Raw genomic sequence first — 26,888 nt, 5'->3', positions numbered from 1 at the left:
GGGCGCCACCGCCCCCTGGTCCGGCACGCCCGGGCGAAGGAGCCGCGCCACCGGCCGCCGCGTGAGCGCCGCACCCGGCCCGCACCTCCGGGCCCCGCCGACAGGGAATCGCCATGACCGACTCCGCCACCGACTCCTCCGCCCTCGTGCAGGATCCGGCCGACGACGCCGTCGACGCCGAGCTGCGCAGCCGCGCACTCGACGGGATCCTGCTGCTGCTGCCCCGCGTCCTCAAGCGCGACCTGCCCGAAGTCACCGAGAACGCCTGCCTGTTCGACGAGGTCGGCCTCACCTCGGCCGCCACCCTGGAACTCATCCTGGAGCTGGAGGACCATCTCGACGTGCAGATCGACGTCGAAGGCATCGACCAGGACGACCTCCGGTCGGTCGGCACCCTGGCCGGCTTCGTCGCCGGACACGTCATCGCCGAGGACTGAGCGTGCGCGTCCGCGGACCGCTGCCCGCCACCACCCTGCCGCGCACCGCCTCCCCGCTGCGCCTGACCGCCGCCCGCGCCTTCGACCTGACCGGTGGCTCCCCGCTCGCCGCCGACCCCGACCTGCGCACCTTCACCGCCGACCTCTCCCGCCCCTACGGGGTGGCTCTGGACGAGGACGCGCTGGCCGGAGCCCGCGGCCAGTCCTACGCCGCGCTCGCCGAACTCGCCGTGCGCCAGCTGGTGGATCCGGCCCGCCCGGTCGATTTGCTGGCGCTGGTGTACGCCACGCCCGACGTCCGCCCCGGGCAGTCGGTGGCGATCCAGCTCGCCGGCGTGTGCCCGGGCGAGCCGCTGTCCTTCGCCATCTGCGACGAGGGAGTCGGCGGCACCTTCAGTGCGCTCGGCATCGCCGACGCCTACGCCCGCACCGGCGGCGCGCGGCGGGCCCTGCTGATCGCCGTCGAACAGGCCGACCTGCACCACCGGCCGCACCGCCCGGCCCGGTTGCCCGACCGGCACTCCGCCTCCGCGCTGCTCTGGGAGTCCGGCGGGGGAGGCCGGGCGCTCCAACTGCTCGACAGTCGCGCCGATGTGACTGCCGGTCAAGTAATGCAAGCGGTAGCGGAGTTCGAAGCGGAGCTGCCCGTGCGGGCGCTGCTGGTGCTCGGCCCCGGGTTGGTCGACGTCCCCGCGCCCGGCGGTGCGGAGACCCGGCGGGCCCGACCGGGCAACCCGTACACCGGGGGCTGGGCCGCCCTCGCCGACGCACTCGCCGATCCCCGGCTCGCCGGACGTCCGCTCGCGCTCGCCGACCGGGAGCCGGAGACCGGCAGGCTCGACCTGGCCTGCTGGACGCCCGAGGAGCCCGCCGGATGACCGAGATCTGGCTGATCGCCACCGACATCACCGAAGAACAGGCCGCCGCTCTCGGGGAGTTGATCGACCCGGACGAACGCACCCGGGCCGCCCGCACCCCCGACGGGCCGGGTCGGCGCCGCTACCTTGCCGCGCACGCCGCCGCCCGCCTGCTGACCGCCGCTGCCGCGGGCGTCCCGCCGGAGCTCGTCCGGTGGCGGCGCGGCCCGCACGGACGCCCCGAACCCGTCGGCCTGGAAGGCGAGTTGAGCGTCAACCTGAGCACCGCAGGCCGGTGGGCGCTGTTCGCCGTCCAGCAACGTGCGGACGGGGACGGCGAGATCGGCGTGGACCTGGAACCCGTCCCCAGCGGCCATGCGGCCGCCCGACTTGCCCGGCGCTACTACCCGGCATCCGAAACCGGCGGCGGGGCCGCGGAGTTCACCCGCCGATGGACCCGCAAGGAGGCGTACACCAAGGCCCACGGCGGTCGCCTCGTCGACGGGCTGCGCACCCACGCCGGGCCGGTCGGCGGCCCTGGCCCGTACCGGATCGACGGGCCGCTCGGGCCCTGCACCGTCCACGACCTGCCCGCACCGCCCGGCCACCGGGCCGCCGCCGCCCGCACCGGCAGCCGACCGGTCCGGCCGCGGCTGCTCTCCTACCCGGCCGACCTCGCCGTGGAGTTCGGCATCCGTCGCGTCGGCGGCTTCGACCTCCACCACCTCCATCGCGTCGACGGCTTCGACCCCCACCACCTCCATCGCGTCGACGGCTCCGGCGCCCATCGCACCCCCGCCACCCGTCGGCCCGACCTCGAAGGCAGACCATGACCCGCCACCCCGACGACGCCACCCCGCTGCCCACCGCCGCCGCCGGCGTCCAACTCCAGCCCGCCGCCTATGAGAAGCTGCTCGGCGCGCTGCGCGAGGCGATCGCCCGGCTCGCCGCCGACGAACCGTTCGAGCGGCTGGTCGTGCCACCCGTGATCTCCCGCGCCACCATCGAACGGGCCGGGTACGTCGCCTCCTTCCCGCAACTGCTCGGCACCGTGCACAGCTACGCCGGCAGCGCCGCCGACTGGCGTCGACTCGCCCCGCTGATCGCCGAATCCGGGCCCTGGCACGACCGGCAGACGGTGTCCGACCTGGTCCTGCTGCCCGCCGCCTGCTACCCCGTGTACGCCACCCTCACCGGCCAGGACCTCCGCCACCCCGCCCGGTTCAGCGTCGAAGCGCAGTGCTTCCGGCAGGAAGCCACCGCCGAACCCGGCCGGCTGCGCACCTTCCGGATGGCCGAACTCGTCACCGCCGGCCCTCCCGCCCACTGCCTCCACTGGCGCGAACACTGGCTGCAGCGGGTCGCCGACTGGCTGGAGACGCTCGGCCTCAAGCCGTCGATCGACCTGGCCGACGACCCGTTCTTCGGCGGCGGCCGGCGCCTCTACCAAGCGGCGCAGCGCGCCCAGGAGTTGAAGTTCGAACTGCGGGTCCCGGTGGCCGACGGACTGGTGCAGGCGATCGCCTCCGCCAACATCCACAAGGACCACTTCGGCGAGGCCTTCGCCTTCACCGCCGACGGCGCGCCCGGCCACACCGCCTGCACCGCCTTCGGCCTCGACCGGATCGCCCTGGCCCTGCTGCACACCCACGGCTCCCGCCCCGTCGACTGGCCCGAGGCCATCAGAACCGCCCTGAACGGAGACTGACGCGCGTGTCCCAACAGCAAGACGTCGTGGTGCAGTTCGGAGTCGAAGTCGCCGAGGCCGAGGGCCCGCTCACGCTCGGTCAGGACAACATGATCCGCTGCCTGCGCCACGACGAACCCTCGCACATGAACAAGCAGGCCACCTGGACCGTCCCCGCCGCCGCCGACCTGGCGGGCTGTCTCTTTGCGCTGCGCACCCTCGCCGAACGCCACGCCGCCCTGCGGACCGTCTTCCCCGGCCCTGCCGATCGCCAGCCCGAGCGCCAACGCGTCAGATCGGCAGGCGAGTTCACCGTCCGGGTGATCGCACTCGGGGAGGAAGAGGACCCGGCCGAGTGCGCCGAACGCTACTGCTGGGACGGCCGCCGCCAGGCCTTCGACCTGGCCGAGGACTTTCCGCTGCGGTTCGCCCTGCTCACCCGCCACGACCTCCCGGTGCTGCTCGCCGTGGTCATCTGCCACGCCCAACTCGACGGCGTCGCCACCGGGTTGCTGTACCAGGAGTGGCTGACCCTGGCGGCCGGCGGCACCCTGCCCCCGCCGGCCGCGCCCACCCCGATCGAGGTCGCCGAGCAGGAACGGTCCAGCTCCGGGCAGCGCCGCACCCGCGCCGCGCTCCGGCACTGGGAACACATCCTCGCCGACCAGCCGTCCGCCGTGTTCGCCGACGACCGGATCGGCCCCAACGACACCCAGCTGCCCACGCTCGGCGTCCGCTCCACCGCGGGGGCCGCCGCCCTGGTCCGCGCCGCCCGGCGTAGCGGCGCCTCCAACTCGGCCGTCCTGCTGGCATGTTACGCAGCCCTGGCCGCGCACCGCGCCGCCCGCGGCACAGTGGTGATGGCCGCCCTGTCCGCGAACCGCCACCGCCCCGGCCTCGCCGAGCACATCGGCACCCTCGCCCAGGACGCCCTGCTCGCCGTCGACACCGACTGCCCCGACCTCGACACCCTGATCGGCCGCACCCAGGCCCAGGCGCTGTCCGGCTACTGGCACGCCACCTTCGACGCCGAACGCATCTGGCAGCTGATCGAGGACGTCGCCCGCCGCCGCGGCGCCCGGTTCGCCCGCCACGTCGTCGTCAACGACCTCAGCGCCACCGTCCCCGACAGCGTCGCCGCCACCAGGCCCGACCCGCCCACCGACCCCGACCTCGCCTGGTACCCCGCCGAACCCACCCCCACCCGGCTGATGCTCAACATCTGGCGTACCGCCGGCTGCCTCGAATTCACCCTGCACACCCACCCCGACGTCCTCGACCGCGACGAGACCGAACTCTTCGCGCACGCCCTGCTCCGCCTGCTCGACCTGGCCGGCCGGCGCACCGTCCGCCTCGGCCCCGACGGCGAACTCGCCGCCCTCACCGGCCTCCCCGTCGGCTGCCGCGACAAGGCCCGCTGGCAGCAGATCGGCGCCAACTGGATCGACCTGGACGCCGTCGCCGACCTGCTGCGCGCCGCGCTCGACGCCAAGGACGTCGAAGTGCACTGGCAGGGCGGTGAGTTGACGGCAACGGTCGACACCGGCGGTCGGGCGCTCACCCCCGAGCAGGCGCACGCCGCAGTGATGGCCGCGCTGCCCGGGCACGACACCGCGATGGCGCCGCACCGCTACCAGCTGACCGGCGGCAGCGGCAGCGGACGGGACTGACCGCGGCACCCGGGTGGAGCAGTCTCCCCGCCGCCCGGGCGCGTCGCACCCGGACGGCGCGGCCCGCCCCGCGAGGATGGGACGCAACACCCGTCGCGACCCACCCCCAGCCGGAGCGCACCATGGAACTCTTCCCGCCCCTGCCCCTGGAGTCCTGGCGGGACACCAAGGAGACCCTGCACCGATTCGCGCAGGTCATCGGCAAGATCCGGCTGGCCGGCAGCCCCCGCCGCAACCACTGGTGGAACGTCCCCTACCACCTGACCGGACGCGGCATCACCACCCGCCCCACCGGCCCCACCCGCGGCGGCGACGCCTTCACCATCGACTTCGACTTCACCGACCACCGCCTGTACCTCCGCACCCTCGGCGGCCGCGAGGACTCCTTCCCGCTGATCGGCCGCTCCGTCGGCGACTTCTACCGCGACACCCTGCGGGCCCTCATCCACCTCGACATCGACATCGTCCCCGAACACCCCTACCCGTACGACCTGCCCGACAGCCACCGCCCGTTCGCCGACGACGACGAACACCGCAGCTACGACCCGGCCGCCGTCACCACCTACTGGCACATCCTCAGCCAGGTCGCCCTGCTGCTGGAGGAGTACGCCAGCGGCTACTCCGGCAAGACCAGCCCCGTGCACCACTTCTGGCACACCTTCGACCTCGCCGTCACCCGCTTCTCCGACCGCGAGATCGACCAGCCCGCCGCCGACCCCGTCACCCGGGAGGCCTACTCCCGCGAAGTCATCAGCTCCGGCTTCTGGTTCGGCGACGACAACGTCCCCGAACCCGCCTTCTACTGCTACACCGCGCCCGAACCCACCGACCTCGCCACCCGCCCCCTGCACCCGGCGGCCGCCTCCTGGACCGTGAACCGGGGCAGCCACCTCGCTCTCCTGAAGTACGCGGACGTCCGGACCGCCGACGACCCGTGGGCGACCGCGCTCGACTTCCTGAACTCGGCCTACCGCGCGGGCGCCGAACTGGCGGGCTGGGGGCGCCGCCGCGAATGCCCGGGCGGCGTCACCGACAGCGTGCTGCGGACCGCCCCGCCCGCATAGGTCAGTAGAAGTGCCGGAGCTGCGGCCAGAGTTGCGACCACGGCCGGACCGGTCCGTCGCACAGCAGGACCGGGGCGTGCTGCTCCTCGTTGGCCAGGCCGCGGCCGTTGTCGACCCGGGCGACCTCGCGGCAGCCGGTGAAGGCCCGCTCGACCTGCGGGTACGGTGCGGGGTGGATCAGCAGCACCGGTCCGGTCGAGGAATCCGGCGGCGGACCCCAGTCGGCGAACGACATGTGGCCCGAATACGGCGCGGGCAGGCCGTAGTCGCCGCCGAACCGGGCCAACGCGCCCGCCTCGCCGTAGTCGGCGGCGAACACCACGGCGCGGCCGCGCTGCTCGGCCGGGACCAACGCCCAACCGGCACCCGCCGCCGCGGCCAGCTCCGGCCAGCCGACCTGCTCCGCCGACTCCTTGTACACCCAGGCCACGAGCGGGAGTTGACGCGCGGGCAGCACCGGCAGCGTGATCACCGCGTTCAGTGCCACCGCCAGTACCAGCACTCCGACCAGCCGCGCCCGGCTGCGGGCCGCCGGCCACATCCGGTCCACCACCGGCTGGCACCCGGCCGCCATGACCAGCAGCAGCGGCGGCAACGCGTAGTACGGCTTGCCGCCGAGCAGCAGCACCAGCGCGCACAGCCCCAGGTAGCCGTACGCCAACGGCCGCGCCCAGCGCAGCTCCGGCTCCTGCCGCAGCCGGCGCAGGCCGCCGAGCCACACCGGCACCAGGACCGGTGACAGGTACAGCAGTTGCATCGGCACGAAGGTCAGCCGGTCGGCCAGGCCGTCCTGGCCGCTGATGCCCGACGCCACCGTCAGCTGCGGCCAACCGTGCCGGGCCTGCCAGTACAGGTTCGGCGCGGCAACCAGCACCGCCAACAGTGCACCCGCCGGCAGCCAACGCCCGCGCAGCACCTGCCGGTTGCCCGTGAACCAGACGGCCGGCAGCAGCGCCGCCGCCAGCAGCAGCACCAGATCCTTGTTCAGCAGTGCGACACCCACCGCCGCGCCGATCGCCACCCACCAGCGGCGGTCACCGGTGCGCAGCAGCCGCAGCACCAGCACCCCGATACCCGTCCACGCGAACAGGTCGAAGCTCGCCGTGGACAGCATGTGACCCAGCGCCAGCACCATCGCCGACACCGCCGCACCCGCCGCCGCCAACACCTGACCGCCCCGCCGCGCCCCCAACTCCCTTGCGGCCAGGGCGGTCAGGACGATCGTCGCGGCGCCCAGCAGCACCGCGACCACCCGCAGCCCCGCCGGGCTCTCGCCGAACAGCGCCGTCGACCACCGGGCCAACAGCGGTGTCAGCGGCGGCTGATCGACATAGCCCCAGGCCAAGTGGCGCCCGGCGGCCAGGAAGTAGAGCTCGTCACGGTGGAAGCCGTACTGCCCGAGCAGCACCGCCTGGAGCGCCGCGACACCCGCTGCGACGGCCAGCACCGGCTGCCACGCGAGCCGCGACAGTCCGACGGGCGTCGAGGCGCCAGTGGATCCATCCCCCCGAATGTCCATGCCGGGAGTGTGCCAGACCCGGTGCGCCGTGCCACCGGACGGACCGGCAAAGCTTCGACGGGATGTGGCAACCGGGGGACGGAGAGCGATTGTTCGGCAGCGGGCGCACGGTTAGGCTCGGGCGCTGTGAACGGCACCCCGCACCCCAGTGACCTGCCCCTCTCGTCCACCGAGGCCCCGAACCGGCCCGGTGCCGCCGAGCCGGCCGCGGACCTGGCCGCGCTCGCCGGACTGGCCACCGAGACCCGGCGGCCCGAGCACGCGGGCATCGACCTGCTGCCGACCCTGGAGATCGCCCGGCTCATGAACGCCGAGGACCGCACCGTCCCGGACGCCGTCGCCGCCGCACTGCCCGCGATCGCCGCCGCCGTCGACGCGATCGCCGAACGGATGGGCCGCGGCGGCCGGTTGATCCACGCCGGCGCCGGAACCGCCGGCCGACTCGGCGTCCTCGACGCCGCCGAGTGCCCGCCCACCTTCAACACCGCGCCCGGCCAGGTCGTCGCACTGATCGCCGGCGGCTCCGCCGCCTTCACCGCCGCCGTCGAGAACGCCGAGGACGACCGCTCCGCCGCCGGCGCCGACCTCGACGCCCTCCACCTCACCGCCGACGACACCGTGGTCGGCATCTCCGCGTCCGGCCGCACCCCCTACGCCGTCGCCGCCGTCGAGCACGCCCGCGCCCTGGGCGCCCTCACCATCGGGGTGTCCGGCAACCGCGGCTCCGCGCTCGCCGCCGCCGCCGAGCACGGCATCGAGATCGTCACCGGCCCCGAACTGCTCACCGGCTCCACCCGGTTGAAGGCCGGCACCGCCCAGAAGCTGGTGCTCAACATGATCTCGACGATCACCATGATCCGACTCGGCAAGACCTACGGAAACCTGATGGTCGACCTCCGCGCGACCAACGAGAAACTCCGCGACCGCAGCCGCCGCATCGTCGCCCTCGCCACCGACGCCGAACCCGCCGACGTCGCCACCGCGCTCGACGCCACCGGCGGAAAGGTGAAGGACGCCATCCTGCTGCTGCTCGCCGACGTGGACGCCGCCACCGCCGCCGGGCTGCTCGACCGGCACGACGGACGGCTGCGCGAGGCCGTCCGGGCCGCGCTGACAGGCTGAATCCGGGGGGATCCTGCCGGGGACTCAGAGCTGCTGTTCCGCCCAGATGGTCTTGCCGCGCGGCGTGTGCCGGGTGCCCCAGTTCCGGCAGAGCTGCGCCACCAGCAGCAGACCCCGGCCGCCTTCGTCGAAGGTGCGCGCCCGGCGCAGATGCGGGGCCGTGCTGCTGCCGTCCGACACCTCGCAGATCAGCGTGCCGCGGTCCCGGATCAACCGCAGGCCGATCGGCGGCTGTCCGTAACGGACCGCGTTGGTGACCAGCTCACTGACCACCAACTCGGTGACGAACGCCGCCTCTTCGAGCCCCCACTCGGCGAGCGCCGCCGCGGCCAGCTTGCGGGCCCGGGCCACCTCAGCCGGGTCGCGCCGCAACTCCCAGTCTGCCACGTCCTGTTCGTGCAGCGCCCGGGTGCGGGCCAGCAGCAGCGCCACGTCGTCGCTTGGCGCGTCCGGGCCCAGCGATGCGGACAGCACCCGGTCGCACAGCTCCTCCAAGGAGTTCGCGGGCTCGGCGAGTGCCGAGGCCAGTCCGTCCAGGCCGAGTGTCGGGTCGCCGCGCAACTCCGAGGCCCGCAGCAGGCCGTCCGTGTACAGCGCCAGCACGCTGCCCTCCGGGATCGCGAACTCCTCCGCCTCGAACGGCAGTCCGCCAAGGCCCAGCGGCGGGCCCGGCGGCAGCTCGGGGAACGTCACCGCGCCGTCCGGGCCGACCAGCGCCGGACCCGGGTGGCCCGCCCGGGCCATCGTGCACGTTCGCGTCACCGGGTCGTACACCGCGTACAGGCAGGTCGCGCCCACGCTGCCGCCCGCCCAGGTCATGGTGCTGTCCGGCAGCTCTTCCAGATCCACCCGCAGCACCAAGTCGTCCAGGTGGGTGAGGAGTTCGTCCGGCGGAATGTCGATGTCGGCCAGCGTCCGCACCGCCATCCGCAGCCGTCCCATCGCCGCCGCCGCGGGCACCCCGTGCCCCACCACGTCGCCCACCACCAGCGCCACCCGGGCGCCCGACAGCGCGATCACGTCGAACCAGTCGCCGCCCACCCCGTCCCGACCGCTCACCGGCAGGTAGCGGAACGCCACCTCCACCGCCGCCTGCCGGGGCGTCCGGGCCGGCAGCAGCGAACGCTGCAGGGCCAACGCGGTGTCCCGCTGCTGGGTGTACTGGCGGGCATTGTCCACAGACAGCGCCGCCCGCGCCGTCAGCTCCGTGGCCAGCACCAGATCGTCGTCGTCGAACGGCTCCGGCGAACGGTGCCGCAGGAAGATCGCCACGCCCAGCGTCACCCCGCGTGCCGTCAACGGCACCAGCAGCAACGAATGGATCCCGAACTCCGCCGTCGACTCGTGCCGCTGCGGCTCCTGTTCGATCCAACTGCGCACGATCGGGTCCCGCATGTCCGTCCGCACCGGTCGCCCCGAGGACAGCACCTGCGCCATCGGCGACTCCGGGAGGATCACGTCACGCGCCCCCACCGCCACCGCCGACTCCGGAGAGCCGGGTAGTACCGACTGCTGCGCCACCCGGTAGAACACCAGGCCCGCGTTGGACGGCGGACTGCCGCCGAACACCGGCTCCAGCAGGTCAACGCCGACGAAGTCCGCGAAGTCCTCCGTCCCGACATCCGCCAACTCCTGTGCGGTGCGCCGGACTTCAAGGGTCGATCCGATCCGCAGGCCGGCCGCGCCGAGCATCGCCAGTCGGCGCCTGGCCAGATCCTCCGGACGGGTCTCCCGCTCGGGCACCTCGGTGATCGGCGGCGGATCGACCCCCAGCGGCTGCAACGGCTGCGCGGACACCACCCAGGTCGGCTCGCCGCCCGCCGTCCGCACCGGGACGATCGCCAACTCCACCGCCACCGGATCGCGCTCCGAGCGGATCAGCCGGACCATCCCGGTGAACGGCTCACGCCGAACCACCGCGCGCAGCACGGCGATCGGCGGGTCGCCGGCGAGCAGGGCGAACGCGGAACGGCCCAGCACCCGGTCCGCCGAGAACCCCGACATGCGCTCGGCCGCCGCCGACCATCCCGTGATCGAGCCGGCGCCGTCCACCGTCGCAGTGGCCGCACGGCCCGGTACCCGTGTCGCCATGTCCGCACATTCCCCTTCGGAGCAGCAACCCCCAGGCCATGCCCTCAGCATCGCTCCGCGACGCAGGGGCCTCAAACCGCCACGCCGCACCGGCACCGGTACGGATCAGGTGTTCGATCGATGGTGTGGTGGCGACCCGCGGGACGCAGCCCCGGGCACGACGGTGATCGGACCGTGCGATCGGAGGATCGGCGTCGATGTGTGGACCCGGTACGCTGCCGCGCATGAACGGCGGTGGCGGGAGCGAACGGGAGGCCGAGGTGCTGGCCGCGCTCGCCGAGCTGGACCGGATCGAGCGTGCACGGATCCACCGGATAGGGATGCTGGACACCCGGCGCATGCTCCGGGCCATCGCGGAACGGGCTCGGGCCGAGCACGGGTTCGAGCTCGGCCTCGGCGGGCTGGTGGAAGGCCGCGATCTGGTGCTGCGCGCCTGGTCGGGCACGCTCCACAGCACCCTGCACGACCTGCGGATCCCGCTCGGCCTCGGCCTCGGCGGCCGAGTGGCGGCCGTCGGCAGCTCCGTCGCGGTCAGCGACTACTACCGCTCCAGCCGCATCACCCATGACTTCGACCAGCAGGTCGGCAGCGAAGCCGTCACCGGAATGGTCGGCCTCCCGATCGGCACCGGCCCCGCCCGCGGCGTCCTCTACGGCGCCATCCGCGGCAGCGGACAGATCGGCGACAGCGCCATCGACGGCCTGACCCGACTCGCGCACCTCGCCACCCTCGCCGTGGACGTCGCCGACGGCGCCGCCACCCTCGCCGACACCGCCGTCACCGGCGAACGCCGCCGGATCGCCGCCGAACTCCACGACGGCGTCGGCGCCATGCTGTTCGGCCTCGGCAGCTCCGTCCGCGATCTGCGCGCCGACACCGCCCACCACCCCGAGATCGCCGACCGCCTGCGCCGCCTCGAACGTGAACTCGGCGACGCCGCCGCGACCTTGCGTGCCGCCGTCGCCCGCCTGCACCGCGACCGGCCCACCGCCGACGACGGCGAGTGCGGCGGCGACCGCCTCGCCGCCGACCTCGCCGAGACGCTCCGCAGCTTCGAACAACGCACCGGGACTCCCGCCGCCTTCATCCCCATCGGACCCGTCCCGCGCCTGGACCCCGAACGCGCCGCCCTGCTGCGCCGCACCGTTGCCGAGGGGCTGCTCAACGTCGAGAAACACGCCCGGGCAGGCTCGGTCGCGGTCACCCTCACCCACGACCGGCACCGCCTCGGCCTCGCCGTCATCGACGACGGGCCGGGCCCCGAACCCAACGGGAAACCGCTTTCCGGGTACGACGGGAAATCGCTTTCCGCATGCGACGGGAACCCGCTTTCGGTTCGCGCCGGGAACCCGCTCCCGGGGACTGGTGGGAAATCGCTTTCCGTGGACGTGGCCGCCGACCACCAGGTCGACACCGCGGCCACCGGTGCCGGCCTGCCCGGCCTGCGCGCCCGGTACGAACGCCTGGGCGGCAGCCTCCACCTGCACAGCGACGAGGACGGCACCACCCTGCGGGGCGAACTTCCGCTCCCCGGAGACCCGTTCCCGCTGCCGTCCACCCGTCCGCAGCACCACCCGGCCTGACCGGCCTGACCGGCCGGCCTGTCCGCGCCCGCCCTGTCAGAGCAACTGCTCCTGCTGCGCCCGGCGGATCGCCTCCACCCGGTTGCGCGCCCCGAGCTTCTGCATCGCCGTCTGCAGATACGTCTTGACGGTGTTCCGGGTCAGCCCGAGCTCCTCCGCGATCTCCGGGTTGGTGCGGCCGGTCGCCGCCGAGCGGATCACCTCGTACTCGCGCCGGCTGAGCGACAACCCGAACAACCGCGCCTGCAACTGGGCCGGGGCCGAACCGTTCAGCCGCGGGTCGAGCACCCGCCCGCCCGCCGCGGCCAGCCGCAGCTGGGCGACCAGATCGGTGTCCGTGACGTCCTTCAGCAGGCAGCCGTGCGCACCCGCCGCCAGCGCCGCGGACAGCGCGTCCCGGTCCTCGAACGCGGTGAACAGCACCACCCGGGCATCCGGCGCGGCCGCCCGCAGCAGCGGCACCGTCCGGGAACCCGGCAGGTCCGGCAGCCGCAGATCCAGCAGCACGACGTCCGGGCGCAGCGACGCGGCCAGTGCCACGCCCTCGCGCGCCGTCCGGGCCGAGCCGACCACGGACACGTCCTCGGCCCGCCGAATCAGCGCGGACACGCCGTCGCAGACCACTGGATGGTCGTCGACCACCAGGACCCGTACGGTACGACCAGTGGAGCCATCCGCCATCCGAGCGAACTCTCCTCTCCAGGTGGGGGGACCGCAGACCCGGGGCCGGCGGAAATATTGGGTGCGACGGTAACTGAACACAGAGGGGTCAGGCCATGGGCTCAGCCGAGAACGTCCACAACAACGAGCAGCCGCCGTCCCGGCCGGGCGACGGCGCCGCCTCCGGCGCGGACTCCGGGACCGGGGCGCGGCTCGACCGCGCCACGTCGGCGGCCAACTTCCACGCCGCCCGCGAGGTGCTGTGGCAGCACGCCACCGACTACGACACCGCGTACCGCACCTTCCAATGGCCGGAGTTGGGCGAGTTCAACTGGGCCCTGGACCACTTCGACCCGATGGCCCGCGGCAACGACAAGCCCGCGCTGTGGGTCGTCGAGGCCGACGGCAGCGAGCGCGTGCACACCTTCGACCAGCTCGCCCGCCGCTCCGACCAGGTCGCCAACCACCTGCGCGAACTCGGACTCGGGCGCGGCGACCGGGTGCTGGTGATGCTCGGCAACGTCAGCGAGCTGTGGGAGGTGATGCTCGGCGCGATCAAGCTCGGCGTGGTGCTGATCCCCGCCACCCTGCTGCTGTCCGCCGAGGACCTCGCCGACCGCCTGGAACGCGGCGAGGTGAGCGCGGTGATCGCCGCCGCCGAGGTCGCCGACCGCTTCGCAGGCCTCCCCGGCGCCCCGCTGCGGATCGCCGTCGGCGGCACCGGCGAGACCCCCGAGGGCTGGCACGACTACGCCCGGGTCGACACCGCAGCCGAGGATTTCACCCCGGAGGGAATCACCCTCGCCGACGACCCGCTGCTGCTGTACTTCACCTCCGGCACCACCTCCAAGCCGAAGCTGGTCGAGCACACCCACGCCTCGTACCCGGTCGGCCACCTGTCGACCATGTACTGGATCGGACTGCGCCCCGGCGACGTCCACCTCAACATCTCCTCGCCGGGCTGGGCCAAGCACGCCTGGAGCAACCTGTTCGCGCCGTGGAACGCCGAGGCCACCGTCCTGGTCTTCAACTACGGCCGGTTCGACGCCCAGCAGCTGCTGGACGTGATCGCCCGCTGCCGGGTCACCACGCTGTGCGCCCCGCCCACCGTCTGGCGGATGCTGATCCAGGCCGACCTGGGCGCGCACCGCACCGAACTGCGCGAACTCGTCGGCGCCGGCGAACCGTTGAACCCCGAGGTGATCGAACAGGTCCGCGCCGCCTGGGGATTGACCCTCCGCGACGGCTTCGGCCAGACCGAGACCACCTGCCAGATCGGCAACACCCCCGGCCAGCCCGTCAAGCCCGGCTCGATGGGACGGCCGCTCCCCGGCTACCGCGTCACCCTCCTCGACCCCGACGGAAAGCCCGCCGAGGAAGGCGAGTTGAGTCTCGACCTGGCCCACCGTCCGCTCGGCCTGATGCGCGGCTACCGTGGCGACCCCGAACGCACTGCCGACGCCATGCGCGACGGCCACTACCGCACCGGCGACGTCGCCGCGCGGGATGCCGACGGCTGGATCACCTACGTCGGCCGCGCCGACGACGTCTTCAAGGCCAGCGACTACCGGATCTCCCCGTTCGAGCTGGAGAGCGTCCTGATCGAGCACCCCGCCGTTGCCGAAGCCGCCGTCGTCCCCTCGCCCGACCCGCTGCGCCTGGCCGTCCCCAAGGCGTACGTGGTGCTGGTCGACGGCCGCACCCCCAGCCCCGAACTCGCCCGCGACATCCTCGGGTTCACCCGCGAGAAGCTCAGCGCCTACAAGCGGATCCGCCGCCTCGAGTTCGCCGACCTGCCGAAGACCATCTCCGGCAAGATCCGCCGCGTCGAACTGCGCACCCACGAGGCGGAGCGCGTCGGCGACCGCAACCCGAACGAGTACCTGGACAGCGACTTCCCGGAGCTCCGCCAGGGCTGACGGGCCGCGTCAGCGCTTCGGCTGCCGGAACCGCGGGACGGAACCGTGGGACGGAACCGCTGGAGACGGAAATCGCTTTCCGCGTGCCCTGCCGAACCATCGGGAGGGAGGTGTGGAAAGCGGTTTCCCGTTCGGTCGGGGGAACGGGCGCGGAAAGCGCTTGCCAACCTCCCGGTGCGTGCCGCTAGTGGCTCGTCACGCAGGCTTGACCAGGTAGTCGACCTGTTGCCCATCGGCCAGCAGACTGTCCCCAAGATCTGATTTTGGAGGTGGTCGTGGGGCGTCGACCGAGTGTGTTCGTCCGGCCGGTGAGCATGGAGGAGGGCCGGAAGCTGCAGAGAATCAGCCGGAGGGCGAAGGACCCGGTGAAACTTCGTCGGGCGATCGTGGTGCTGATGTCCGCCCAGGGGTCAGACGGTCAAGGACATCACCGTGCTGATGCGGGTCGGCGAGGACTACGTCCGCGATGTCATCCACGCCTTCAACGAGCAGGGGCTGGACGCGATTGACCCAAAATGGAGCGGGGGACGCCCCAAGACGATCAGTGACGAGGTGCGCGAGCATATCTGCCTGATCGCCCGGACGTCCCCCGCCGACTGGAAGATCACCGCGTTCTCCACCTGGAGCCTGAGCAAGCTCGCCGACCACCTCGTCAAGCAGTAGGTGACCGCGGCCATCAGCCGGGAGACCGTGCGCCGGATCCTGCGCGCCGGCAAGGTCTCCTGGAAGACCACCACCACCTGGAAGGCGTCCACCGACCCGGAGTTCATCGTCAAGATGCACCGTGTCCTGGCGCTGTACGACACCCCGCCCGCCGACGGGCGGGTGATATGCGTCGATGAGTTCAGGCCGCTGAACTCGATGCCCCGCAAGGGCAAGGCGTGGGGGCGGGTAAGGCGTCCGCGCAGGCTGCGGGCCACCTACAACCGCTACGGCGGCGTGCGGCAGATGCTCGCCGCGCTCGATCTGGCCACCGGACAAGCTGTACTACCGCATTCACCCGCGCCAGCGGTGGCGCGAGTTCCTCGGCCTCCTCAAGGCCCTGCGCGCACGCCGGCCCGGGCAGAAGTTGTATGTGGTGCTGGACAACTTCTCCCCGCACAAGCACGCCAAGGTCCGCACCTGGGCGGCCGACAACGACGTCGAGCTGGTCTTCCTGCCGACCTACGGCTCCTGGCTGAACTGGATCGAGTCCGAGTTCGCGGCCCTGCGCTACTTCGCACTCAACGGCACCGACCGTCGCAGCCACGATGAGCAGAACGCCGCCATCGCCGCCCACGTCCGTTGGCACAACACCCGCGCGGAACCAAAGACGAACTTCGCGCCCGACTCGGCGATCCGGTCATGGACCGACTACCCGGCCAGAGCCGCCTGACAAGCCGCCAGTCCACCTGGGCCCTCATTCGGACGGTGGTGTGCTGATCCGCTTCTCGAACCAGTGGTGGGCGTACGGCTCGTCGTTGAAGGCAGCGACCTCCTGGAAGCCGCTGGAGTGGTAGAGACCGATCGCCGCGGTGAGCGCCTTGTTGGTGTCCAGGCGGAGTACCTCGCAGCCCTGCTGAGCGGCTTGAGTCTCCAGCTCGGTCAGGAACCGGCGGCCGAGACCGAGGCCCCGGGTGCGGGGCGCGACCCACATGCGTTTGATCTCGGCCGGGGCGCCGGGGGGCAGCTTCAGGCCGGCGCAGCCGACGGGCTCTCCGTGCAGCCGGGCAACCAGGAACAGGCCGCGCGGTGGCCGGAGTTCGCCCGCGTCGGGCAGCAGGCTCCGCGCGGGGTCGAAGCCGGTCTCGAAGCGTGCCTGAATCTCGGCGAAGTAGGACCGCAGGCAGTGCTGGGCGTCAGGGTGGTCCGGGTCAACCGCGTCCAGCGTGACCGTCGCAGCGGTCAGCAACCGTTCGACCTCGGCCATGGCGGCGGTCAGCCGGGCGCGCTGGGTCGTGTTGAGCGGCTCCAGGAGAGAGCTGGCCAGCTCGTCGCTGCGGCCATCGAGCACCGCGCGCTCAGCGCGGCCCGCATCGGTGAGCCGGACGGTGCGCACCCTCCTGTCCCGGGGCTGCGGCTCCACCGTCACCAGGCCGTCGGCTTCCAGGGAGCGCAGCAGCCGGCTGACGTACCCGGAGTCGAGCGCGAGGTGCTCGCGCAGTTGGCGCACGTCCTGGCCCTCCTCGCCGATCTCCCAGAGCAGCCGGGCTTCACCGATGGGCCGGTCGCGGCCCAGGTAGTGGTCGTGGAGCACGCCCACACGTTCGGTGACGGTGCGGTTGAACTGCCGCACCTGGTCGATCTGCACCCTGTCCATTCTCTGACTTTAGTCAGAGAACCATGTGCGGGGCCAGAGGCTTCAGCCTTCACCGAGACGTTGACCGACGTTCGAGAAGACGGATGCCAGACCGCATGTCGATTACCCAGTCGACGATATGAGCCGAGCCGCTAGCATCTCTTCCACCTCCCGGGCGTGAGCGCAGAGGCAGACGCGCCGTGAATGCATCGCGGATCACGCCGGTTCGAATCCGGCCCCCGGGGGCTCTGACGAACGGTAACCGCTCTCCGCGCCTCCTCGTCGGCCAACGACCATCGGCCGGGGCGGGGGGATGCGGAAAGCGGTTTCCTGTTGGTCGGGACAGGCCCACGGAAAGCGCTTGCCGAGCTCCCCGTGCGTACCGGTAGCATCCCTCTCACCTCCCGGGCGTAGCGCAGAGGCAGGCGCGGCGCGTCAACAGCGCGTAAACGCCGGTTCGAATCCGGCCCCCGTGAGGCCTCCGGTCACGGGCCCGTAGCGCAGAGGCAGGCGCGCCGCCCTCCACAGGCGGAACACGCCGGTTCGAATCCGGTCGGGCTCCACCCCATTGACGCGCCGTCACCCCGAAGGAAGCCCGATGAGCACGCCCGAGCCGACCGACACCCACGGCCCGGACGAGCCCCCGGCTCCGGAAGAGACCCGCGGCCTGGAAGAGACCCGCGGCCCGGGCGAGCCTCAGGGCCTGGATGAGACCCGGGCCGCCGTCGAGGCCGAACTCGCCGCGCTCGACCGCGCCGTCGGACGGCTGCGTGCCCTGCCCGTCGACCACCCGCTGCGGCTGCGTGCCGAGCGCGTCGCCGAGTCCTTCGTGCGTGACAGCCGCCAGCACCGCCGGCGCGAGCGTCGCGCCGAGGCCGTCCTCGCCGATGCCGAACTGAGCGCTGCCACCGCTACCGGCGGCGACGGCCGCCGTGAGGACGCCCCACTTGCCAGTGCGACCGGCCACACCCCGATCGGCGAGCTCCGGCGGAACCGGCGCTGCTACGTCTGCAAGCGCAACTACCGCCAACTCGACGGGTTCTACCACCGGTTGTGTCCGGACTGCGCCGCCGACCACACCACCCGACGCGTCCTCAGCACGGACCTGACCGGTCGGCGGGTGCTGCTCACCGGTGCGCGCGTCAAGATCGGCTTCCAGCTGGCGCTGATGATGCTCCGCGACGGCGCAGACCTGACCGTCACCAGCCGTTTCCCGCACGACACGCTGCGCCGGTTCGCCGCCGCCGAGGGCAGCGCCGGCTGGCTGAACCGGCTGCGGATCGTCGGCATCGACCTGCGCGACCCGCGACAGGTTCTCGGCCTGTGCGAGCAACTGCGGGCCGAGGGGCGGTCGTTGGACATCCTGGTGAACAACGCGGCGCAGACCGTCCGCCGCCCGCCGGAGGCGTACGCGCTGCTCGCCGCCGGTGAGCACGGCCCCGTCCCGGTGCAGGTCGGTCACGCTCCCGGCTTCCGCCCGGTGCCGGTCCTCGCCACCGCCTGGCCGGCCGTCGAACTCGACGCGGTACCCATCGTCGCGCCCACCGCCGCACGTACCGCTGAACCGGCAACGCGGGAGGCGGCGTTGACGGCTCCGGCGCTGCCGTCCCTCGCCCCGGTGGACGAGGCGGGTCTGCTGCCCGACCGTGCCCCGCAGAACTCCTGGTCGGCGACGCTCGGCGGACTCGATCCGGCGGAGGTGCTGGAGACCCAACTGGTCAACGCGCTCGCCCCCGCCCTGCTCTGCGACCGGCTGCTGCCGCTGCTGGAGGCGTCCCCGCACCCGTCGCGGTACATCGTCAACGTGACGGCGGTGGAAGGGCGGTTCGCGGTCCGCAACAAGATGCCCGGACACCCGCACACCAACATGGCCAAGGCCGCCCTGAACATGCTCACCCGCACCAGCGCCGCCGAACTCGCCCAGCGCGGCATCCACATGTGCGCGGTCGACACCGGGTGGATCACTGACGAGAACCCGGCGCCCAAGAAGTCCCGGATGGCGGGCGCCGGCTTCCGGACCCCCCTCGACATCGTGGACGGCGCGGCCCGGATCTACGACCCGATCGTCCGGGGCGAGGCGGGCGAGCCGCTCAGCGGCGTCTTCCTGAAGGACTACCAGGTCGCGGACTGGTGACGCATCGGCCCGGCGTCGAGATCGGTCGGCGAGGCCGGGACCGGCCAGAGGGCCTGCCGACGTGGTCAGTTGACGAGCAAGTACACCCGCACCGAGAGGTCGGAGCTCCAGCCGACCTCGCCCCGCAGCCGGACGTTGCCGTTGCCGGGGGCGACGTTGTGCACGGTCGTGGTCGCGTCGCCGACGAAGGGCTGGCCGTTCGAGTTGATCTCCGTCATCGACGCCATCACCACGCTGCTCGGCGTCACGCCCGGGACGCTGAAGTTCACCGTGAACATCCCGTGGGTCCCGAGGTCGTAGCTGAACGCACTCGCCGGCCTGATCGTCAACGGCGTGACCTGAAGCGGATCGTTCACGGCTGCGCACCCTTTCACGGACGGAAGTTCGTACCCAGCGCACAGCCTGCACCCGTCGTCGACCGAGGACAACGACATCCGGTGGAATTCACCCGTTTCGTCCGATCGGCTGCGAAACAGGACGGCGGGACAGGGACGCGGAGGCGGGCCATGAAACAGCGCCATGAAACAGCGCCACGAAACAGCGCCACGAAACAGCGCCACGAAACAGCGCCACGAAACAGGGCCGCCCACCGGGGGCGGCCCTGCCTCACAGCGGGAAGGCGTGCTCAGCGGGCGGACATCCGCAGGGCGCCGTCCATCCGGATGGTCTCGCCGTTGAGGTAGTCGTGGTCGGCGACCATGGCCACCAGGCGGGCGTACTCCTCGGGGTGGGCGAGGCGCTGCGGGAAGGTGACGGTGGCGGCGAGGCCGGCGCGGATCTCGTCGGAGAAGCTCGCCATCATCGGGGTGTCGACGATGCCGGGGGCGATGGTGACGACGCGGATGCCGAACTGGGCGAGGTCGCGGGCGGCGGTGATGGTCATCCCGGCAACGCCGGCCTTGGAGGCGGCGTAGGCGATCTGGCCGACCTGGCCCTCGAAGGCCGCGATGGACGCGGTGTTGACGACCAGTCCGCGCTGGCCTGCCTCGTCGGGCTCCTGGGCGGACATCGCCTCGGCGGCGAGCCGCATCACGTTGAAGGTGCCGATCAGGTTGACGTTCAGCACGGTGCGGAACAGGTCCAGGTCGTGCGGGCCGCGGCGGCCGACGATCCGGGCGGACGGGGCGATGCCCGCGCAGTTGACGGTCAGGCGCAGCGGGTGGCCGTCGAAGGCGATCCGGGCCAGCGCGTCGCGTACGGGCTGTTCCTCGGTGACGTCCGCGCCGAGCAGGGTGACGCCCTCGGGCGGGGTGGCGGACTCGACTGCCTTGGGCAGGTCCAGACCGTAGACGTGGGCGCCGAGGCCCGCCAGGTGGGCGGCGGTGGCCGCGCCGAGGCCGGAGGCGGCACCCGTGACCAGGGCGGCGGTACCGGTGAGCTGCATGCTGGAAAGCCCTTTCCGAGTGGCGTTCGGGGTGGCGTTCGGCGCCGTTGCACAACGACCCCGAACGGGAAATGACGAACCGTCAGGGGCGCGGGATCAGCGGGCGAACTGGCGGCTGATCACCAGGCGCTGGATCTGGTTGGTGCCCTCGAAGATCTGCATGATCTTCGCCTCGCGCATGTACCGCTCGACCGGGAAGTCCCGGGTGTAGCCGTAGCCGCCGAGCACCTGCACCGCGTCGGTGGTGACCTTCATCGCGGCGTCGGTGGCGATCAGCTTGGCCACGCTGGCCTGCCGGCTGAACGGGCGGCCGAGGTCGCGGCGGCGGGCCGCGTCCAGGTAGGTGGCGCGGGCGGAGTCCACGGCGGCGGCCATGTCGGCGAGCAGGAAGCCGAGGCCCTGGTGGTCGACGATCTTGCGGCCGAAGGTGGTGCGCTCGTTGGCGTACGCCACGGCGGTGTCCAGTGCGGCCTGGGCGAGGCCGGTGGCGCAGGCGGCGATGCCGAGCCGGCCCGAGTCGAGGGCGGAGAACGCGATGGACAGGCCCTGCCCCTCGGCGCCGATCCGGCGCTCCGGCGCGAGCAGCGCGCCGTCCCAGTACGCGGCCGTGGTCGGCACGCCGTTCAGGCCCATCTTCTCCTCGGGCGCGCCGAAGGTCAGGCCCTCGACCTGGCCGGGCGCCAGGAAGCAGGAGATGCCGTGCGCGCCGGGCGCGGTGCGGGCGAACAGGGCGTAGAAGTCGGCCTTGCCGCCGTGGGTGATCCACGCCTTGGTGCCGGTGATCCGGTACCCGCCGTCGACCGGCTCCGCCTTGCAGGTCAGCGCGGCCGCGTCGGAGCCGGCGTTCGGCTCGGACAGGCTGTAGCCGCCGATCATCTCACCGGCCAGCATCCGGGGCAGCCACTGCTCCTTCTGCTCCGGCGTGCCGAACGCGTTCAGCGGGTGGCAGGCCAGGGTGTGCACGCTGGTGGCGACTGCGACGGCCGCCCAGCGCGCCGCCAGCTCCTCCAGCACCTGGAGGTACACCTCGTACGGCTGCCCGCCGCCGCCGAACTCCTCCGAGTACGGCAGGCCGAGCAGGCCGGCCTGGCCGAGCAGTGCGAACAGGCCCTCCGGGTACAGCTCCTGCTTCTCGTGGGACTCGACCTTCGGGGCGAGTTCCTTGTCGGCGAGATCGCGGGTCAGCGCGATCAGGTCCGCGGCTTCCTCGGTGGGAAGCAGGCGATCCACGGCCATGTCCGGCTCCAAGCGGTACGCAAAGCGGTACGTCAGTACCGGGAAGCGTAGCGCAGTAGAGGCGGCAGTGGTGGCCCCGGAGACGGTGAACAGGGAAAAGTCCGGGAAAGGACGGGGGAAGCGAGGGCGCACAGGAAGCGCGGGGGAGTACGGGACGGGGCCCGGGGTGCGCGGGGCGGCCGGATCGGCGGCTGCGGAGAGGTCGACTGTCATACTGGCCCGGTGATCGACAGCGCCGCCGCACCCCAGCCCAGCGGACGGGGCGCCGCCCGCCGCAGCGCCCTCTTCGAGGAACTCGTCGCACTCTTCACCGCCGAAGGGTTCGCCCAGTTCACGCTGGACGACCTCGCCGCCCGGCTGCACTGCTCGAAGCGCACCCTGTACGGACTGGCCGGCTCCAAGGAACAGCTGGTCCGGGCGGCCGTGGTGCACTTCTTCCGCGACGCCACCTCCCGGGTGGAGGCCGCGCTGGCCGCCGAGACCGACCCGGCCGCGAGGCTGGCCGCCTACCTGCGTGCCGTCTCCGCCGAACTCGCCCCCGGCTCAGCCCGGTTCTTCGACGACCTGGCGGCCTTCGAGCCCGCCGCCGAGGTGTACGGCCGCAACACCCGCGCCGCCGCCCGGCAGATTCAACAGCTGATTGACGACGGGGTCGCGGAAGGCGCTTTCCGCGAGACCCACGTGGCGTTCGCGGCGGACGTGATCAGCTCGGTGATGGTCCGCATCCAGCAGCGCCAGGTCGCCGAGACCACCGGCCTGGCCGACGCCGAGGCGTACGGGCACCTGGCGGAGCTGCTGCTGCACGGCCTGCTGCGCTGAGCACCTGCTGAGGACCTGTGAGGACCTGTTGAGGGCCCGGCGACGCCCGGCCGACCGCCCTGCTACGAGCCGGCGTCGACCTCGGCGACGGACGGCCCCGCCGCCTCGGCGTCGCAGACCGGGCACCGCCCGCCCTCCCGGACCTTGCCGCACTCCTCGCAGACCAGATGCAGCCAGCAGGCAGGCTCGCCGCCCTCGCGCCCGGTGCTCTCGGTGTGCTCGCCGCTCTCGACGCGGTCGATGCGTGCGACGTGCTCGGTACGTGTGACGTGCTCGGTGCGGCCGGCGCGTTCGACGGGATCCATGAGGTCCAGTGTGCCGCCGTCGCCGGGCGAACGGGAGGGCGGGAAGGACAGGGCGTCCGCCCCTGCGTTACTCAATCTTGATCTTGGGCGGCGCGACGAACCGCCCCCGGTGCAGCGTCTATTCAGCACATTGACGAAACGATTCTCATCCGGGGGACCACATGACCGAGGGGCTCGACTTCGACGAGTTCGCGGCCAGTCGGGCACGCCGCCTGTTCCACATCGCGTACCTGATGTGCGGGGACTGGCACCAGGCCCAGGATCTGGTGCAGACCACGCTGTCGAAGATGTACCCGGTCTGGGGCCGGCTGCGGCGGGGCGACGGGGAGGCGGGGGTCGACGCGTACGCCCGGAAGGTGCTGCTGCGCTGCTACCTGTCGCACCGTCGGCTGCGCCGCTCCACCGAGGTCGTCGTCGCCGAGTTCCCGGACGAGCCGATGGTCGGCGTCCGGGAGGGCAGTGCCGCCGCGCTGCGGATCACCCTGGTCGCGGCGCTGCGCCAACTGCCGCCCCGCAACCGGGCCGCGGTGGTGCTGCGCTACCTGGAGGACTACAGCCTGGAGGAGACGGCGGAGGCGATGGGCATCACCGTCAGTGCCGTGAAGAGCCTCAACTCCCGTTCGATGACCCGGCTGCGTGCCATCCTCGGTCCGGACCGCGCGCTGCTGCTCCAGGACTGACCGGCCGACCCGGCCGCGTCGCCCGCCCGACCTTCGCCACCTCGTGGCGCCCACCCGCCAGTACGGAAGGCAACGAACATTGGACCTGGACCGGGAGCTCTCCCGGATGATGGAGAAGAGCGTCGAGGAGCTGTGCGTCCCCGTCGCCGTGATCGTCGCGGAGAGCAAGCGGCGAGGTCGTCGGCTCCGGCTGGTCCGGCGACTGCAGGGGGCGGGCGCCGCGCTCACCGTCGTCGCGGTGGTCGCGGCCGGTGCGAACGCCGCACTGTCCGGCACTACCGCGCGGACGCCCGTCGGCAGCACCGGCCCGGCCGGTGCGGGCGTCGCCTCGGCCACCGACCCGGCGGGCCTGTTCGGTCGTTCGTCCGGCCAGGGGGAGCCGAGTCCCGGGCCGGACCGCAGCTCGGCATTCAACGTGTCCGCGCCGCCCACGCCGGGTCGGCCGTCGGCCACCGGCACCCCGCTCTCCGGCGGCCTGCTGGCGTTCACGCCCGCCCAGGTGTCCAAGACGCTCGGTGCGCTGCTGCCCGCGGACCTGCAGTACCTCAAGGGCGCCGAGAACCACCCCGGTTCGCTCCCCGTCGGCACCATGGGCGTCCTCGTGCACTACGTCGACGGCACCGGCGAGGCGGCCGGCATCGAGGTGACGGTGCGTCACTCGAAGGCCGCCTTTCCGACGGACCGGAACGCGCCCGTCGACCCGAGCGCGCTGCCGTTCCAGTGCGCGGAGACCGTGCTCGGCAACGGGGCCCGCTCCGTCCAGGGCTGCCACTTCGGTTTCCTGCCGGACGGCACCGGGGAGATGGTGGAGTCCAACGACGCTCCGGTGCCCGGTCTGTACAGCCACCGGGTCAGCGTGTGGCGACCGGACGGCACCGTGCTGGAATTCACCGAGTACAGCGGGTTGCGCGACTACACCGGCGGGAAGTCGCTCAAGACCCGCACCGAGCCGCCGATCCCGCTCGCCGTCTGGCGCGAGGTCGCGGAGAGCCCGGACTGGCACTGGTTCGCCGTCCCCAGGTCCTGACGCCCGGCCCGAGTCCTGACGCCCGGCCCGAGTCCTGACGCCCGGCCCGAGTCCTGACGTCCAGCCCGAGGGCCGGCACCTCGGCGCGCCAGTCGGTACCTCGGCCCGCCGGTCGGCATCCCGGCCCGAGGGCCGACACCCCGACACCCTGGCACGCCCACCCGCCCGGGTTCCGCCGTCTCCCGGTCAGCACCCCTGCCGGCGCGTAGGGTTGGCGGGTGACCGAACAGACGCGCAACGTGGTGGGCGACGACGCCCGGGTGGACACCGTGGTGCAGGCACAGCACGTCGGCACCGTGAACATCCACCAGGCGCCCGCCACCGCGCCCGCCCCGGCCTTCGAACTGCCGCCCGAGCGCGCCCACTTCGTCGACCGGACCGAGGAACAGCGACGCATCGCCGAGCTCCGCGGGCCGGCCGACGCCGGCGCGGGCACCCCGCAGGTGGTGGCGATCAGCGGCCTGGGCGGCATCGGCAAGACTGCCCTGTGCCTGCGGGTCGGCCACCGCCTCGCCGACCGCTACCCGGACGGCGCGCACTACGTCGACCTGGACGAGTACCGGCGCGACGGCGCGGTCGACCCGGCCGCGGTACTCGCCGACCTGCTGTCCGGCCTGGGCGTCGAACGGGCCTGGCTGGGGCCGGACTTCCGCGCCCTGGCCCGCCAGTACTGGGCCCGGACGCGCGGCGGCCGTCGACTGCTGGTGGTCGACAACGCCCGCACCGGCGCCGAGGTCCAGCCGCTGCTGCCCGCCTCCGCGGCCAGCCTGGTGCTGGTCACCAGCCACGGCCCGCTGTACGACCTCGGCGACACCGCCCCGCTGGAGCTGACCCTCGCCCCGCTGAGCACCGACCACACCGCCGAACTGCTGCGCCTGCTGTTCGGCGAACAGCGCTGGGCCGCCGCCGACCCCGCCGCCGTGCGCACCCTCGCCACCGCGTGCGCCGGACTGCCCAAGGCGGCCGAGGTCGCCGGCGAACTCGCCCGCCGCCTCCCGCACCGCAGCCTCGCCGCCCTCGCCGAACGCCTCACCGCCGAACTCCACCAGCAGGGCAGCCGGCCGGTGGAGGCGGTCTGGGACGCCGCCTACGCCGAACTCGGCGACACCGCCGCCCAGTTGTACCGTGTCCTGCCCGAGTGCCCGGGCCCGTTCGCCACCGAGTACACCGCCGCCGCGCTGCTCGGCCACGGCCTGCCGGCCGCCGAGGACGCCCTCGCCGAACTCGTCACCGCCGGACTGCTCGACTACCGCGCCGACGGCTACCGCCAGCACGCCCTGGTCCGCGGCCACGCCGGCCGCCGGGCCCGACAGGCCGATCCCGACGGCGCCGAACGCGCCGAGGCCCGGCGCCGCGTCCTGCACTGGCTGCGCCGCCAGACCGCCCGCGCCGACCTGCTGATGGCCGGCCGCCGCCTCACCGTCGAACCCGAGGTCCCGCCACTGCCGGACGTCCCCGATGCCGACCTCGGCACCGCCAAGTCCCAGGCGCTGCACTGGATGGAGGCGAACCGGCAGGCCCTGTACGGCGCGGTCGCGCTCGCCCACGACAGCGGCCGCGACCAGGACGCCGTGGCGCTCGCCCAATCGCTGTGGACGCACTTCCTCGACCACCCGCGGCACGCCGACGCCATCGACGCCTTCCGCGCCGCCGTGGCTGCCGCCGACCGGACCGAGAGCGTTCCGGCCCGGATCCGCACCCGTTGCCTGCTGGCCCGGCCGCTGTGGGAGACCGCCCGGTTCGAGGAAGCCGCCGCCGCCCTCGACCGGGCCGGGGCGCTGGCCGCACTGCTCGGCGACGAGTTCGACGACCGCCGTCTCGCCGCCTCCGCCGTCGACTTCCGCGGCCAACTCGCCCTCGCCGAAGGCCAATGGGCCGCCGCGCATCGCGACGCCGACACCGCCGGCGAGCACTTCACCGCCGCTCGCGCCGACTTCGACACGGCCCGGGCGATCCACCTGGCGATCGACAACGGGTACGGCGCGGCGCTGCAGACCTACCAGTCCGCCAAGGCCGCGGCCGCCGCCGACGACCCGACCGGGGCCGCGGAGCTGTTCGCCCAGGCGTACCGGGCGTTCGACGGCATGACCGGCCGCCAGCGGATGACCGCCCGGGCCCGCTTCGGCCTCGGCCAGGCCCTGCTCCGATCCGGCCGATACCCGGACGCCGAACCGCACTTGACAGCCGCCCTGGCCGACGCGGAGGCCCGCCGCTCCACCTTCGACGAGGCCCGCATCCGCACCGACCTCGCCACTCTCGCCGACCGCACCGGCCGCCCCGACCAGGCCGCCCACCACCGCGCCAAGGCCACCGAACTGCGCGCCGCACACGGCGGCGTCCCCGACGAGTCCGCCCCGGAGGAGCCGCGCCCCGAGGAACACTGACCGGTTGGCGACCCCAGCCCGGTCGGCGGCAG

24 protein-coding genes and 3 tRNA genes are annotated in these 26,888 nt (G+C 73.0%); 19 read left to right on the top strand and 8 right to left on the bottom strand.

Translation table 11 applies throughout. The features are described 5' to 3' along the window. Positions 1 to 113: 113 nt before the first annotated feature. From ACI1MP_RS04755 to ACI1MP_RS04730, 6 genes are all read left to right on the top strand, one after another. Positions 114 to 437, top strand: coding sequence for an acyl carrier protein (locus ACI1MP_RS04755; RefSeq protein WP_404867796.1), 324 nt, complete (start codon positions 114 to 116; stop codon positions 435 to 437). A gap of 2 nt (positions 438 to 439) precedes the next feature. After that, positions 440 to 1,315, top strand: a complete 876-nt coding sequence (locus tag ACI1MP_RS04750; protein WP_404867795.1) for a hypothetical protein — start codon at positions 440 to 442, stop codon at positions 1,313 to 1,315. Then, the gene (locus ACI1MP_RS04745) at positions 1,312 to 2,127 is read left to right on the top strand and encodes a 4'-phosphopantetheinyl transferase family protein (RefSeq protein WP_404867794.1); all 816 of its coding nucleotides are present in this window, start codon (positions 1,312 to 1,314) and stop codon (positions 2,125 to 2,127) included. Before ACI1MP_RS04750 ends, ACI1MP_RS04745 begins: the two co-directional genes overlap by 4 nt. Beyond that, on the top strand, positions 2,124 to 3,002 hold the full coding sequence (locus ACI1MP_RS04740) for a hypothetical protein (protein WP_404867793.1): 879 nt from the start codon (positions 2,124 to 2,126) through the stop codon (positions 3,000 to 3,002). The genes ACI1MP_RS04745 and ACI1MP_RS04740 overlap by 4 nt, the downstream gene beginning before the upstream one ends. Positions 3,003 to 3,007: 5 nt before the next feature. Then, complete coding sequence (locus ACI1MP_RS04735; RefSeq protein ID WP_404867792.1) at positions 3,008 to 4,651, top strand: condensation domain-containing protein; 1,644 nt, start codon at positions 3,008 to 3,010, stop codon at positions 4,649 to 4,651. Between the two features lie 122 nt (positions 4,652 to 4,773). Beyond that, entirely contained in the window at positions 4,774 to 5,715 is a 942-nt protein-coding gene (locus ACI1MP_RS04730; RefSeq protein WP_189272130.1) for a DUF5996 family protein, read from the top strand. Position 5,716: 1 nt separating this feature from the next. On the opposite strand, the gene ACI1MP_RS04725 is transcribed toward ACI1MP_RS04730, so the two are convergent. After that, positions 5,717 to 7,234, bottom strand: coding sequence for an ArnT family glycosyltransferase (locus ACI1MP_RS04725; RefSeq protein WP_404867791.1), 1,518 nt, complete (start codon positions 7,232 to 7,234; stop codon positions 5,717 to 5,719). A 213-nt stretch (positions 7,235 to 7,447) separates the two neighbouring features. Here ACI1MP_RS04725 and murQ point away from each other — a divergent pair, with 213 nt between their 5' ends. Beyond that, positions 7,448 to 8,356: an N-acetylmuramic acid 6-phosphate etherase gene (murQ, locus tag ACI1MP_RS04720; RefSeq protein WP_404870766.1), complete on the top strand. Its 909-nt coding sequence runs from the start codon at positions 7,448 to 7,450 to the stop codon at positions 8,354 to 8,356. Between the two features lie 24 nt (positions 8,357 to 8,380). Here murQ and ACI1MP_RS04715 read toward each other — a convergent pair whose 3' ends face one another. Then, positions 8,381 to 10,447 (bottom strand): SpoIIE family protein phosphatase, encoded by a 2,067-nt coding sequence (locus tag ACI1MP_RS04715; RefSeq protein ID WP_404867790.1) that lies wholly within the window; start codon positions 10,445 to 10,447, stop codon positions 8,381 to 8,383. A gap of 224 nt (positions 10,448 to 10,671) precedes the next feature. On the opposite strand from ACI1MP_RS04715, the gene ACI1MP_RS04710 reads away from it, so the two are divergent. Beyond that, positions 10,672 to 12,030, top strand: a complete 1,359-nt coding sequence (locus ACI1MP_RS04710) for an ATP-binding protein (protein WP_404867789.1) — start codon at positions 10,672 to 10,674, stop codon at positions 12,028 to 12,030. Between the two features lie 36 nt (positions 12,031 to 12,066). Here the strand turns inward: ACI1MP_RS04710 and ACI1MP_RS04705 are convergent, their stop codons facing one another. Further along, on the bottom strand, positions 12,067 to 12,711 hold the full coding sequence (locus ACI1MP_RS04705) for a response regulator transcription factor (RefSeq protein WP_100584758.1): 645 nt from the start codon (positions 12,709 to 12,711) through the stop codon (positions 12,067 to 12,069). A 95-nt stretch (positions 12,712 to 12,806) separates the two neighbouring features. On the opposite strand from ACI1MP_RS04705, the gene ACI1MP_RS04700 reads away from it, so the two are divergent. The 3 genes from ACI1MP_RS04700 to ACI1MP_RS04690 all read left to right on the top strand — a co-directional run bounded on the left by ACI1MP_RS04700 (position 12,807) and on the right by ACI1MP_RS04690 (position 15,984). Continuing rightward, positions 12,807 to 14,609: an AMP-binding protein gene (locus ACI1MP_RS04700; RefSeq protein WP_404867788.1), complete on the top strand. Its 1,803-nt coding sequence runs from the start codon at positions 12,807 to 12,809 to the stop codon at positions 14,607 to 14,609. Positions 14,610 to 15,047: 438 nt separating this feature from the next. Then, a complete protein-coding gene (locus tag ACI1MP_RS04695; protein ID WP_404870765.1) occupies positions 15,048 to 15,272 on the top strand; it encodes a helix-turn-helix domain-containing protein in 225 nt (74 codons plus the stop codon). A 412-nt stretch (positions 15,273 to 15,684) separates the two neighbouring features. Beyond that, positions 15,685 to 15,984: a transposase gene (locus ACI1MP_RS04690; RefSeq protein ID WP_404867787.1), complete on the top strand. Its 300-nt coding sequence runs from the start codon at positions 15,685 to 15,687 to the stop codon at positions 15,982 to 15,984. A 24-nt stretch (positions 15,985 to 16,008) separates the two neighbouring features. On the opposite strand, the gene ACI1MP_RS04685 is transcribed toward ACI1MP_RS04690, so the two are convergent. Then, the gene (locus ACI1MP_RS04685; RefSeq protein ID WP_404867786.1) at positions 16,009 to 16,908 is read right to left on the bottom strand and encodes a GNAT family N-acetyltransferase; all 900 of its coding nucleotides are present in this window, start codon (positions 16,906 to 16,908) and stop codon (positions 16,009 to 16,011) included. Between the two features lie 149 nt (positions 16,909 to 17,057). Here ACI1MP_RS04685 and ACI1MP_RS04680 point away from each other — a divergent pair. The 4 genes from ACI1MP_RS04680 (at position 17,058) to ACI1MP_RS04665 (ending at position 19,021) form a co-directional block, all read left to right on the top strand. Further along, positions 17,058 to 17,132: transfer RNA gene (locus tag ACI1MP_RS04680), tRNA-Ala, on the top strand. 158 nt (positions 17,133 to 17,290) lie between these two features. Then, a tRNA-Val gene (locus ACI1MP_RS04675) sits at positions 17,291 to 17,364 on the top strand. 12 nt (positions 17,365 to 17,376) lie between these two features. Continuing rightward, a tRNA-Trp gene (locus tag ACI1MP_RS04670) sits at positions 17,377 to 17,449 on the top strand. A gap of 36 nt (positions 17,450 to 17,485) precedes the next feature. Then, positions 17,486 to 19,021 (top strand): SDR family oxidoreductase, encoded by a 1,536-nt coding sequence (locus ACI1MP_RS04665; RefSeq protein ID WP_404867785.1) that lies wholly within the window; start codon positions 17,486 to 17,488, stop codon positions 19,019 to 19,021. 65 nt (positions 19,022 to 19,086) lie between these two features. Here ACI1MP_RS04665 and ACI1MP_RS04660 read toward each other — a convergent pair whose 3' ends face one another. The 3 genes from ACI1MP_RS04660 to ACI1MP_RS04650 form a co-directional block, all read right to left on the bottom strand. Further along, entirely contained in the window at positions 19,087 to 19,377 is a 291-nt protein-coding gene (locus ACI1MP_RS04660; RefSeq protein ID WP_380332554.1) for a hypothetical protein, read from the bottom strand. Positions 19,378 to 19,646: 269 nt separating this feature from the next. Then, the gene (locus ACI1MP_RS04655; protein WP_100584754.1) at positions 19,647 to 20,405 is read right to left on the bottom strand and encodes an SDR family NAD(P)-dependent oxidoreductase; all 759 of its coding nucleotides are present in this window, start codon (positions 20,403 to 20,405) and stop codon (positions 19,647 to 19,649) included. Between the two features lie 96 nt (positions 20,406 to 20,501). Next, positions 20,502 to 21,641: an acyl-CoA dehydrogenase family protein gene (locus ACI1MP_RS04650; protein WP_380332549.1), complete on the bottom strand. Its 1,140-nt coding sequence runs from the start codon at positions 21,639 to 21,641 to the stop codon at positions 20,502 to 20,504. A 222-nt stretch (positions 21,642 to 21,863) separates the two neighbouring features. On the opposite strand from ACI1MP_RS04650, the gene ACI1MP_RS04645 reads away from it, so the two are divergent. After that, on the top strand, positions 21,864 to 22,460 hold the full coding sequence (locus ACI1MP_RS04645; protein ID WP_043911431.1) for a TetR/AcrR family transcriptional regulator: 597 nt from the start codon (positions 21,864 to 21,866) through the stop codon (positions 22,458 to 22,460). 62 nt (positions 22,461 to 22,522) lie between these two features. Here the strand turns inward: ACI1MP_RS04645 and ACI1MP_RS04640 are convergent, their stop codons facing one another. Beyond that, complete coding sequence (locus ACI1MP_RS04640; RefSeq protein ID WP_404867784.1) at positions 22,523 to 22,765, bottom strand: hypothetical protein; 243 nt, start codon at positions 22,763 to 22,765, stop codon at positions 22,523 to 22,525. A 161-nt stretch (positions 22,766 to 22,926) separates the two neighbouring features. On the opposite strand from ACI1MP_RS04640, the gene ACI1MP_RS04635 reads away from it, so the two are divergent. From ACI1MP_RS04635 to ACI1MP_RS04625, 3 genes are all read left to right on the top strand, one after another. Then, positions 22,927 to 23,445: a SigE family RNA polymerase sigma factor gene (locus tag ACI1MP_RS04635; RefSeq protein WP_380332543.1), complete on the top strand. Its 519-nt coding sequence runs from the start codon at positions 22,927 to 22,929 to the stop codon at positions 23,443 to 23,445. Between the two features lie 79 nt (positions 23,446 to 23,524). After that, positions 23,525 to 24,472, top strand: coding sequence for a hypothetical protein (locus ACI1MP_RS04630; RefSeq protein ID WP_404867783.1), 948 nt, complete (start codon positions 23,525 to 23,527; stop codon positions 24,470 to 24,472). 218 nt (positions 24,473 to 24,690) lie between these two features. Beyond that, the gene (locus ACI1MP_RS04625) at positions 24,691 to 26,856 is read left to right on the top strand and encodes a hypothetical protein (protein ID WP_404867782.1); all 2,166 of its coding nucleotides are present in this window, start codon (positions 24,691 to 24,693) and stop codon (positions 26,854 to 26,856) included. The last annotated feature ends 32 nt before the right edge of the window (positions 26,857 to 26,888 follow it).

The sequence above is a fragment of the Kitasatospora griseola genome (assembly GCF_044999035.1).
In the GTDB taxonomy this organism is placed as follows: Bacteria; Actinomycetota; Actinomycetes; order Streptomycetales; family Streptomycetaceae; genus Kitasatospora; species Kitasatospora griseola.
This window is presented reverse-complemented; position numbering and strand designations above follow the sequence as displayed.

Excerpts from the sequence above, each read along its gene's own strand:
- ACI1MP_RS04755 (WP_404867796.1), top strand. The coding sequence starts at position 114 with ATGACCGACTCCGCCACCGACTCCTCCGCCCTCGTGCAGGATCCGGCC.
- ACI1MP_RS04745 (WP_404867794.1), top strand. The coding sequence starts at position 1,312 with ATGACCGAGATCTGGCTGATCGCCACCGACATCACCGAAGAACAGGCC.
- ACI1MP_RS04740 (WP_404867793.1), top strand. The coding sequence starts at position 2,124 with ATGACCCGCCACCCCGACGACGCCACCCCGCTGCCCACCGCCGCCGCC.
- ACI1MP_RS04730 (WP_189272130.1), top strand. The coding sequence starts at position 4,774 with ATGGAACTCTTCCCGCCCCTGCCCCTGGAGTCCTGGCGGGACACCAAG.
- ACI1MP_RS04725 (WP_404867791.1), bottom strand. The coding sequence starts at position 7,234 with ATGGACATTCGGGGGGATGGATCCACTGGCGCCTCGACGCCCGTCGGA.
- ACI1MP_RS04715 (WP_404867790.1), bottom strand. The coding sequence starts at position 10,447 with ATGGCGACACGGGTACCGGGCCGTGCGGCCACTGCGACGGTGGACGGC.
- ACI1MP_RS04710 (WP_404867789.1), top strand. The coding sequence starts at position 10,672 with ATGAACGGCGGTGGCGGGAGCGAACGGGAGGCCGAGGTGCTGGCCGCG.
- ACI1MP_RS04705 (WP_100584758.1), bottom strand. The coding sequence starts at position 12,711 with ATGGCGGATGGCTCCACTGGTCGTACCGTACGGGTCCTGGTGGTCGAC.
- ACI1MP_RS04700 (WP_404867788.1), top strand. The coding sequence starts at position 12,807 with ATGGGCTCAGCCGAGAACGTCCACAACAACGAGCAGCCGCCGTCCCGG.
- ACI1MP_RS04695 (WP_404870765.1), top strand. The coding sequence starts at position 15,048 with ATGCGGGTCGGCGAGGACTACGTCCGCGATGTCATCCACGCCTTCAAC.
- ACI1MP_RS04685 (WP_404867786.1), bottom strand. The coding sequence starts at position 16,908 with ATGGACAGGGTGCAGATCGACCAGGTGCGGCAGTTCAACCGCACCGTC.
- ACI1MP_RS04665 (WP_404867785.1), top strand. The coding sequence starts at position 17,486 with ATGAGCACGCCCGAGCCGACCGACACCCACGGCCCGGACGAGCCCCCG.
- ACI1MP_RS04655 (WP_100584754.1), bottom strand. The coding sequence starts at position 20,405 with ATGCAGCTCACCGGTACCGCCGCCCTGGTCACGGGTGCCGCCTCCGGC.
- ACI1MP_RS04650 (WP_380332549.1), bottom strand. The coding sequence starts at position 21,641 with ATGGCCGTGGATCGCCTGCTTCCCACCGAGGAAGCCGCGGACCTGATC.
- ACI1MP_RS04640 (WP_404867784.1), bottom strand. The coding sequence starts at position 22,765 with ATGGATCCCGTCGAACGCGCCGGCCGCACCGAGCACGTCACACGTACC.
- ACI1MP_RS04635 (WP_380332543.1), top strand. The coding sequence starts at position 22,927 with ATGACCGAGGGGCTCGACTTCGACGAGTTCGCGGCCAGTCGGGCACGC.